The 10478-nt window shown below is 57.6% G+C and carries 8 protein-coding genes and 2 pseudogenes; all 10 read left to right on the top strand.

The features are described 5' to 3' along the window. A pseudogene (locus ASD00_RS28630) lies at positions 1-1061 on the top strand (IS3 family transposase); the annotation flags it as partial. 180 nt (positions 1062-1241) lie between these two features. Beyond that, positions 1242-2222, top strand: a complete 981-nt coding sequence (locus ASD00_RS28635; RefSeq protein WP_057210610.1) for a transglutaminase family protein — start codon at positions 1242-1244, stop codon at positions 2220-2222. 155 nt (positions 2223-2377) lie between these two features. Beyond that, the gene (locus ASD00_RS28640; protein WP_057210612.1) at positions 2378-2911 is read left to right on the top strand and encodes a hypothetical protein; all 534 of its coding nucleotides are present in this window, start codon (positions 2378-2380) and stop codon (positions 2909-2911) included. Further along, complete coding sequence (locus ASD00_RS40820) at positions 2908-3885, top strand: SpvB/TcaC N-terminal domain-containing protein (protein WP_348272077.1); 978 nt, start codon at positions 2908-2910, stop codon at positions 3883-3885. The genes ASD00_RS28640 and ASD00_RS40820 overlap by 4 nt, the downstream gene beginning before the upstream one ends. Further along, positions 3806-5842, top strand: a complete 2037-nt coding sequence (locus tag ASD00_RS28650; protein ID WP_057210616.1) for an RHS repeat-associated core domain-containing protein — start codon at positions 3806-3808, stop codon at positions 5840-5842. Before ASD00_RS40820 ends, ASD00_RS28650 begins: the two co-directional genes overlap by 80 nt. Continuing rightward, positions 5839-6426, top strand: coding sequence for a hypothetical protein (locus tag ASD00_RS28655; RefSeq protein ID WP_057210617.1), 588 nt, complete (start codon positions 5839-5841; stop codon positions 6424-6426). Before ASD00_RS28650 ends, ASD00_RS28655 begins: the two co-directional genes overlap by 4 nt. Before the next feature lie 174 nt (positions 6427-6600). Beyond that, entirely contained in the window at positions 6601-7827 is a 1227-nt protein-coding gene (locus ASD00_RS28660) for an RHS repeat-associated core domain-containing protein (protein WP_348272078.1), read from the top strand. Positions 7828-8241: 414 nt separating this feature from the next. Continuing rightward, entirely contained in the window at positions 8242-8511 is a 270-nt protein-coding gene (locus ASD00_RS28665; protein WP_057210621.1) for a hypothetical protein, read from the top strand. Between the two features lie 313 nt (positions 8512-8824). Then, on the top strand, positions 8825-9391 hold the full coding sequence (locus tag ASD00_RS39385) for a hypothetical protein (RefSeq protein ID WP_156585866.1): 567 nt from the start codon (positions 8825-8827) through the stop codon (positions 9389-9391). A gap of 204 nt (positions 9392-9595) precedes the next feature. Continuing rightward, positions 9596-9850: pseudogene (locus ASD00_RS39390) on the top strand (NAD(P)(+) transhydrogenase (Re/Si-specific) subunit alpha); the annotation flags it as partial. Between the last annotated feature and the right edge of the window lie 628 nt (positions 9851-10478).

The following is a 10478-nucleotide window of genomic DNA, read 5'->3' on the forward strand; positions in this document are numbered from 1 at the left end:
TTCGCCTGGCGCAAGCTGGCGTCCCAAGGGGCGCTGACGGCGACGGCCGCCGAAGAGGAGGTTGTTCCGGCATCCGAATATCGGGCGCTTCAGGCCCAGGTGAAGGAGTTGCAGCGCCTGCTGGGCAAGAAGACGATGGAGAGCGAAATCCTCAAGGAAGCCCTCGAAATCGCCGGTGGCCCAAAAAAACGGATGTTGCGCTCAATCTCTCTTCCGAGGGGAATTTTGGAATGAAGGCCGTCTGCGAAACTCTAGGTGTCGCCCGGTCGAATATCGCTGCGCGTGCCACAGGCTCCCTTTCCAGAGCCAGAGGACGCCCACCACTCCCGGATCGGGAACTGGTGGAGGATATCAAGGCCATCATCGCCGACATGCCCACCTACGGCTATCGGCGTGTCCATGCCATCCTACGCCGCAATGCCCGGAAAGACGGACGTTCGTGGCCCAAYGCCAAGCGCGTMTACCGGGTSATGAAGCTGCACAATCTGCTGYTGGTGCGYCACACCGGAGCGGCCGATGATCGTCTCCACGACGGTCAGGTCGCTGTCGAACGTTCGAACATCAGATGGTGCTCCGACGGCTTCGAGATCGGCTGCGACAACAAGGAGAAGGTCCGGGTCGCCTTCGCCCTCGACTGCTGCGACCGTGAAGCAATCGCCCATGTCGCCACCACCGAGGGCATCAAGAGCCAGGACGTGCAGGACCTCGTGATCACCGCCGTGGAGAACCGCTTCGGCCGCATCAACATGCTGTCCGAGCCCATCGAATGGCTCACCGACAACGGCTCCTGCTTCATCGCCAGGGACACCGCATCCTTGCTCCGCGACATCGGCATGGAACCTTGCACGACACCGGTGCGAAGCCCACAGTCGAACGGCATGGCCGAGGCGTTCGTCAAAACATTCAAGCGCGATTACGTCTCAGTGAACCCAACCCCCGACGCTGAAACCGTCATGGCTCAACTGCCGTTCTGGTTCGAGCATTACAACAATCTTCACCCGCACAGTGCTTTAGGATATCAATCGCCGCGCGAGTTCATCAACTCGCAATCTCAAACCTGAGCATGTCCGGTCTTTTGGGGGCAACTCCAGCAGCTCCGCGTTCACTTCTTCGGCGCCCGAATGCTTAGTGGAGTTGTTGAGACCTCTTCCGCCGAAGTTGAGTCCAGACCGTTGATCTGTCTTGCGCAAGGTGCAATCGCCAGTTTAATCGGAAAATGCATTTGTGGGAGAGTGTTTTCAGTGGTGCGCATTCAGCAAAAACTTTTCTGTGCCAAAATGAAGGGCACAGTCGTCATACTGATGGTGGCACTCATCCAGCTTTTCCCTGCGGCGGGAGCCCACGCAACCCAGTCGAATGATTTCAACCGAAACGTCGAGGCGTTAGTCACTCAGCCTGATCGTGACTTGGCGGCAATCAAACTCGCTGTTGATGGTATGCTTGATCCCTCAGTCGATGTTGGAAAGGAGGCTGCTAAGATCGACGAGATGTCGAAACGTCTCGCGGACATGATCCCTCCCGGCGCCAGCGAAGCTGACAAGCTGCAGTATTTGCGTCAGTTCCTGTATGAAGCCGGACCATGGAACGACAACCGCCCGTTTGAATACGATCTCTCCGACCCGCTCGGGACACATCCGGACAATCGCAAGCTGAGCCAGTATCTGGCGACGCGCCGCGGCAACTGCATTACCATGCCGATGCTGATGATGTTCCTGGGCTCAAGAATCGGTTTGAACATGACCTTAGCGCAAGCACCACTGCACGTGTTCATCAAATACACGGACGCATCGGGCACGACCTGGAATCTTGAGGCAACTAGCGGCGGCGGCGCGGCCCGCGATCTGTGGTATCGCCAGAAGCTGCCGATGTCTGACACCGCCGTTTCGCGGGGGACTTACTTGCGCGCGCTGACGCGGGAAGAGACCGTTGCCCTGATAGCTTCGCCGGTGGTGGATCATCTGATCAGCGCTGGCGAATTTGAACAGGCTGTTGCGGTGTCGGATGTTCTTCTTCGTCATTATCCGACGTTTGCCTACGTCCTGGCAAAGCGAGGAACCGCTTACGGTGGCCTGTTGAAACGCGAAGTGATTGATAAATATCGACGTTCTGCGGACATCCCGCCCGATCTCCGTGCGCGTGCGGACGACTGGTACCGTCAAAACCTGGCGTCATTTGCTCGGGCCGAGGCGCTTGGGTGGCGGCCTGAAGACGGGAACCCGTAGCGCTCGCAAATCGCAGCTAGCGTCCATATCCACAGCTTGCATTGCTAATATAAACACAGCCGTGGATTTCATCAGAAATGCGGTTGCATTTCGATTTTTTGCTCTCATAACCTGCGGCTTCATTTTTAGGATTCGGCGTTCTGTCGAGGGAGTCTATGCGTCACAATTTGCTCGGTTTTGCGGCCCTGGCCGCCACGGTTTTGCTCGCCTTGTCGACAGCAGTGCCAGAACGATCTTTTAACCTTGCCGGCGCACTGGTCGGTATCGCCCACGCGCAGGAAGGCGAGGGGACCGTCGCGCCTGGTCTTGGCAACGGAACTCAGGGGCTTGGCGGGTCGACGGGAACGAGTGATCCAATCCAGCAGGGCCCAAAGGCCGATGTGAAGCCGGACACCGCCGTCGATCGCACCCGGTTGGGCAACGGCGAAACCGGCAAGAACGATGCAGGCGCCGGCCCGGAAGCGGACGCGGATGCGAAGCCAGCGCTGAAGGCCGAAGAGCCTGGCGCTCAGAAGGATGGAGCGGTCCTGGAGCGTTCGCTTGCAGTGGCTGCGGCGACCTCGACGCCGGTAGAGTCACCGGTCAGCGCGTTGTCGAAGCCATCGGTCCCGGAGATCACCGGCAATGGCTCGATGACGCAGGCGATCGCAATCGACGTGCCGCGTTCCGCGGTCTCGAGCCGAAGCTGAAACTCACCTACGACAGTGCCCGCAAGAGCCGTCTTGGCGGCCAGTATCAGGGCTTCCTTGGTTATGCCTGGGGCATGGACGGCCTCGATGTGATCGAACGGGCAAGCCCCGGCTATGGCGTTCCGGCCTATGATGCCAGCGACGTCTATCTGTTGAACGGCAGCGAACTGGTGGCCTGCACCGCCGGCATGGTGTCGGCGTCGTGTTCGACCGGCGGCACCCATGCCAACGAGAACGAGGACTATCGCCGCATCCGCTTCGACAGTGCCTCGAATAGCTGGACGGTGACCGACCGTGACGGCACCGTGTCGCTGTTCCGATCGGTGGCGGCGATGGCCAACTTCAACCCGGCGGCCGGAACGCCGGAATACGACATGAACCAGACGGGACGTTACGTCCTGGCTTCGGTCACCGACACCAACGGCAATGCGATCACCTACAAATACAGCTGCCCGGATTTGCCGATGTGCCTGCCGGAGCGCATTACTTACAACAACAACTACTACACCGCCTTCTTCTACGATACCCGGCCCGATTTCCAGATTGCGGCGAACGGCTACTATCTCACCTGGATCAAGCACCGGCTGAAGTCGGTGGTCAGCTATGCGAACGGACAACACCACAGCGCCTATTCGCTGACCTATGACCAGGCGCCCTTCTCGAACACCTCGCGCCTCACCAAGGTCGAGCGTTGGGGCAGGGATGTCGGTTTCGACGGCAATGCCAATCCGATCTCCGGTTCTCGCAAGACCATCCGTCAGATGGCCTATGACAACTTCGCGATCGCCTACACCGGGAAGGCATTCACGTTTCCACACAACGAGCTGAAGTTCTCGGATGGGGTTAGCCGGCAGCAGGTCGACGATCTCAACCTTGATGGACGGGATGAGATTTATGGCATCCTGCAGCGGCGGTGCAGATCGGCTGATCCGCCAGACCGACGCGCGTGGAGCCGTCACGACACTTGCCTATGACCAGATGGGCCGCCTGACGCTGCAGCAGGTGCAGAAGCCGGGTGAGGCGGCGCCGACCCTCGTCGCTCGCAACACCTATGACGAAGTCGTGGCCGCGCCGTCGCACAACATCGGTCTTTTGACCAAAGCCGAGAATGGTGCAGCAACAAGCGTGTTCAGCCGCAGCTATAGCGGTGGCGGATCGACTATGCGCACCGTAGCGACGATCGGCGGCGTAGCGCACACGACAGTCGAGACCCGCGGCCGCCAGGACAAGACGATCTCGATCGCCTACAGCCCTGCCGCCCTTCAGGTAGGGTCGGCAGCTCAGCCCTATCTCTACAACGACGCGGATCTCCTGATCTCGATCCCCGGTTCCATCACCGCAACGAGCTATGAAGCGGACGGCCAGACGAAATCGGTCAGCTATGCCAACGGCGTCACCACCACCTTCAGCTATTCGCCGCAGCGGAGATGGCTGACGCGAGCGACCACCGCCAAGGGTGCGACTGTGCTGATGGACAATCAGTACACGCGTGATCTCACCGGCAAAATCAAGACGATCAAAGGCGTCACTGCCAACGACAATTGGACCTATGGCTACGATGAGACAGGCCGTCTTTCCAGTGCCGACAATGGCGGCAACAATGCGTTGGATGAGACCTACACCTACGCCGACAACAACAACCTGACGTTCCGAAAGCGGATCGGCAACTACGTCTATCCGGCTGGAAACGCCGTGCGTCCGCACGCTGCAACCACGATCGGCAACCGTTCGATCGGCTACGACGCCAACGGCAACATGCTCAGCGACGGGGTAAGGGCTCTCACCTGGGACGGGGCCAATCGACTGTCAACGGTCAGTCAGAACAACACCACCGTGACGCTTGCCTACGGCCCGTCGGGCTCGCGTGTGAAGAAGACTTATGCCTTCGGCACGACGCTCTATCCCGACGCCAATGTCGAGATCGATCGCTCGACACCGGGCGTCGACATCTACACCCGCTATCCGCATCCCGATCTGAAGATCGTGGCGAATGCCCAGACCGGAGCGATCAGCAAGATCTTCCTGCACCGCGATCATCTGTCGTCGGTGCGCCTGGTCACCGATGCTAACGGCAACTTGGTCGAACAGACCGGTTATGCCGCCTACGGCGAGCGCACCAACGCAACGATGCAGACCCAGAAGGGCTATATCGGCGAGCGCTTCGATCCCGAAACCGGATTGCAGTATCTCAATGCAAGGTACTACGACCCGACCTTCGGCCGGTTCATCTCGCCGGACGACTGGGACCCGACCAAGGCTGGCGTCGGCACCAATCGATATGCCTACGCCGGCAACGATCCCATCAACAATAGTGATCCAAATGGCCATCAAAGTATGAGTCACAATGGCGGGCCGCCATGGGGTGACGACGATGGCGATGGCGATCCGAACCTAAGCGATAAATTTCCAGATATCCCCAACGCAACAAGATCAATCAATCCTATGGCTGATTCCATAGGGGTTATAGGAAACATGGGAGGCGGCTTAAGCAAAGCAACTGCTGACCAAATCGCAAAGGGGATGTCCGCAAGAAGCGTGGGCGGACTGACGAACACGCAGCTGGATGCAATAAGACGGATTGATAGTCGAATTAACGATCCCCTTAACGAATGGCACTACGATGCAGTCAGAAGGGAGAAAAAGGGCGAGATCGTAGCGACAAACCCTCGGACCGGAAAACCGTACGACCATGTGAAGGAAGTGGAGGATGCGCTCCATGGACAAATACGCGATATTGAAAACATCAAAACAGCGCTGGGAAGTCCGAGTTTGAGTAAAGAGGCTCAGAAGGAGCTCCAGGATGTATTGAGCCGAGCTAGCAAGAATGCAGATGCCGCCTCCAGCGCTCTATGGGGCGAAAGGCCGACGACACATGATAAGGGGCGCAACGACCGGGAGCAAAAAGGTGCTGGAAGAGCTGGGAAGAGATGAGAGCTAGGGAGATACTGGAAAAGGCTCGCGGACGAAAGCCGGGTGACGTGTCTAGACCGGAGATCGAATATGTCCGCAAAATACTAAGAGACCGCGAGGGCGATATCCAATCAGCACTTTTGGTGATCGGTTTGTGCGGGGATAAAGGAGACGCAGAACTGGTAGAGGCCTATCTTTATAATGAGGATAGGAACGTTTTTGGTGGACTGGCGCTTACGACGCTTGTTCGGCATATGGGGCTCGTTGCGGAATACCGTATAGCTGTGCGCAAATTAATACTGGAGGAATCCGAGACTTTCGAGCAGAGTAGAATGACAGCACTACATTTGGCGGATGAGTACTTTGACGGATATGAAGATCCTAGCTTGGGTTGTGCAATACTCCAAATAATGTTCGATACTGAAGATTCTGATAGGTCATCGGCCCGGCTTGCGTTGGTTCGTATTCTTGGCATCGAACATACGGTCGAGCATGCTTTCTCCGTCAATTTTGACAATTACGACGACGATTCCCTAGAAATAGCCTCAAAGGCGGCAGAAAAATTCGGCTGCCCTTTCCCAATCGTTGGAAAATCAAAGCACTAATGTGTGACTGTTTTAGGAGTTCAATCCACGGTTTCGTAGCGATCGCTACTGCCTACAAGACATCCCAACCGCTCTCCCACCAATGGCGAGTACCCTCTACGGTAGTTGCGCACGTCCTAGCGTCGACACGCGCCTCTTTTTAACGCCGATCTGCTGCTGTCGATCCCAGGCTACATCACCACGACAAGCTATGAGGCTGACGGCCAGACGAAGTCGATCAGCTATGCCAATGGCGTCACCACCACGTTCAGCTATTCGCCCACCCGCCGTTGGCTCGATCGGGTGACCACCGCCAATGGTGCGACCGTGCTGATGGACAATCAGTACACGCGTGATCTCACCGGCAAGATCAAGACCATCACCGGCCTGACCGCCAACGACAACTGGGTTTACGACTACGACCCGCGCGGCCGTCTGGTCAGCGCCGACAACGGCGGCAACAATGCTCTCGACGAGACCTACGCCTATGCCGACAACAACAACCTGACCTTCCGCACCCGGATCGGCAACTATGCCTACCCGGCCGGCAATGCCGCCCGTCCGCATGCGGCGATCACGATCGGCACTCGTTCGATCGGCTACGACGCCAACGGTAACATGCTCAGTGACGGCGTTCGCACCCTTGCCTGGGATGGCGCCAACCGCCTGTCAACGGTCAGCCAGAACAACACCACCGTGACGCTTGCCTACGGCCCGTCAGGTTCACGGGCGAAGAAGACCTATGCCTTCGGCACGACGCTCTATCCCGACGCCAATGTCGAGATCGACCGATCGACACCGGGCGTCGACATCTACACCCGCTATCCGCACCCCGATCTGAAGATCGTCGCCAATGCCCAGACAGGAGCGGTCTCCACGACCTTCCTGCATCGAGACCACCTGTCGTCGGTGCGCCTGGTCACCGACGCCAACGGCAACCTGGTCGAACAGACGGGTTATGCCGCCTTCGGCGAGCGCACCAACACAACGATGCAGACGCAGAAGGGCTATATCGGCGAGCGCTTCGATCCCGAAACCGGGCTGCAGTATCTCAATGCGCGATACTACGACCCGACCTTCGGACGGTTCATCTCGCCCGATGACTGGGACCCGACCAGGGCTGGCGTCGGAACCAATCGATATGCCTATGCAGGCAATGATCCCATCAACAACAGTGATCCAAACGGGCATGCTTTTGGCTCAAAGTATGATGATAGAAACAATCATGACGGCGCGGCAAGAGACGTGAAACGCCGGTGTCCAAGGACCTTCGCGACTCTGCAAGCGGGATGTTTGGAGACCGTAAGGATAAGAGGTCGCAGATCGAAGTGGCGGGTAGTCCAACGCCCAATGACGAAGATGGGGATGGGGATGGGCGTCCTAACAACATTGATCTCGATTCGGTTAAGCCAATTTCAATAACCCCTATGCAGCCCTTCGAAGAACTCGGGGGTCTGCGAATTTATAATCCGGGTACGATCGTTGGTGGTTTCGGTATAATTGGGACAGGGACGACTGTTTCGCGAGTTCCAAAGGTTGGCGGGGGGGCAAAACTTGAGAACATAGCACCTGGAGACGCGCGTCGTATACAGAACGCTGCCGACCGCACAGGCGTCACTATTACAGTGGTCGGGTCGAGGGCCAAGGGTACCGCTCATGGTCAATCGGACTGGGACTACGTGCTAGAAGGCGGCACCGCTAGATCCCGACATAGTTCGAAGTCCTCCATCCCCTCAGGTCCACATGGGCTTGGCGAGCCCAGAGTTCAGGATTTTTTCAGCACACTGGATCAAAGCCAGCCGTACATCAGCTTCTCACCCAAAAAGGAATAATAATATGAAAGACTTCGCCGAGCTTTTAACAGAATCCGAGAATTATGCGGTGGTACAGCTTCCGGATAGAAAGTTTCCTGGAATCGTATTTCAGGGAGATAGCCTGCATTCCTTGAGTGAAAGGATGATTGAGTTGCATCGGTTGATCACTTCTGGACAGAGCGATGATGCTGATTTTGAGCTAAGTATTATGATTGATGATATTAAATCAATATTGACGAAGTATGAGAGGGTATTGATCTCAAAGGGAATGGCGTTACCGTACGCCAAGTAGCCGGCAACGACGCATTGAAGAGTTGATCTGATTAATCGTATTAATTGTTGCGATAATCGCTAATAGCCATCCGAGCTTAGACATATCACGGCGTTCTTTCGACAGGATGCGATGAACGGGGGGGTGCCTTAGCGACAGGCGTGGTGTCGAATGCCGGATATGGAGGGTTTTTGATTATGGCAGCCAAGATCGGCGACTTCCGCCGAGTTTGAGTTCAGACCGTTTTCCTCTCTTGCGCACGGCCAACCGCCAAGAGCCAGTTTGTTTGTCCGGAAAATGAATGGTCCCGAGCATTTGTGGGAGAGTGTTTTCAGTGGTGCGCATTCAGCAAAAACCCCTCAGTGTAAAAATGAAGGGTCCAGTGGTCATACTCATGGTGGCACTCATTCAGCTTTTCGCTGTGCCGGGAGTCCACGCAACCCAATCGAACGATCTCGGCCGTGAGGTCGAGACATTGTTCATTCAGCCCGATGGTGACCTGGCAGCAATCAAACTCGCAGTCGATGGGATGCTGGATCCTTCAGTCGACATCGGAGTTGGGGCTGCCAAGATCGACGCGATGTCGAGCCACCTTCGGGGCATGATCCCTTCCGGCGCCAGCGAAGCCGACAAGCTGCAGTATCTGCGTCAGTTCCTGTATGAAGCGGGGCGATGGAACGGCAATCGCCCGTTCGAATATGATCTCTCCGATCCGCTTGGGACACATCCGGACAATCGCAAGCGACGACGGCCAGACGAAGTCGATCAGCTATGCCAACGGTGTCATCACCACCTTCCGGTATTCGCCGACCCGCCGTTGGCTGGACCAGGTGACCACCCCCAAGGGTGGCACCGTGCTGATGGACAATTGGTACGACCGCGATCTGACCGGCAAGATTAAGAAGATCGCCGGGCTCACCGCCAACGACAACTGGGTCTACGACTACGACCTGCGCGGTCGCCTGGTCAGCGCCGACAACGGCGGCGACAATGCCCTCGACGAAACCTATGCCTATGCCTATGCCGACAACAACAACCTGACCTTCCGCACCCGGATCGGCAACTATGCCTATCCGGCTGGGAATGCCGTGCGTCCGCATGCGGCGGCCGGATCGTGCACAATATGGAGGACGCGTCATCCGCGGGGCGACCGTTACCTTCGAAGGCGCGAACATCTCCGCCGCCTAAGATCCAGGCGATCGCCGCGTAAAAACCCCGGGAGAAGCCGAAGGAGCTCACGCCGGCGGAAAAGCGCGTGCAGGAAACCGCTGCCTTCAGGGCCGAGACGAAGAGCCAGCTGCTGCTGCTTACCGTCGGCACGGCGCTGATCCTGATCGTAGGGGCCTTCGCGCCCACGGCCCTTTGAGACGAGCGCTCGCCGCATCATGGCATCGGATGCTGAGGTTCCCAATGTCGGTCGCGCGGTCCTGTTTCAGAAGGCTCGCAACTAGCCCCGCGGGATGACCACTGCTTCGTCCCGGCTAGGGACAGGAGAGTTTGTCGCTGCGGGCCAGGACGTTCCCTTCGTCACCCATGCCGCCTAGGTTGCGAATTCCCGTTCAGCTCCCGCTGCTTGTTCGGTGCCTAGCGACGATGGCAACATCGTCTATGGCACAATGGGTAAGGGATGTTGCCCAAGCAAGGTGTCGGCCATCACGTGATGATCTGGCGAGGATACTGCTATGGCAGGGTGGTCACGGCCGCGGCATCGCCGGAAGCCTCATCCGTTCGGCACTCGCTGCGCTCCGTTCCGCGTGCGGCCTCCGGGTCCCGCCCTTGATCCCATTTCCACCCAATCGGCACGCAAACATGTTTTCGTCCGTTTGTCTTCTATTCTTTGAAGACGAATCACCCAGTATGCGAGGTCTAACTATGAAAAAACCGTGCCTTTCGATTTCTCTGGCCTTGTTTTTGGCCCTGGGCGTGATGCCCGCCCACGCAAAGCAGCGGGCCGCGATCCAATCGCCAGCGTCGGGTGTGCTCTGCGA

The sequence above is a fragment of the Ensifer sp. Root31 genome, from assembly GCF_001424825.1.
Lineage (GTDB): Bacteria > Pseudomonadota > Alphaproteobacteria > Rhizobiales > Rhizobiaceae > Ensifer > Ensifer canadensis.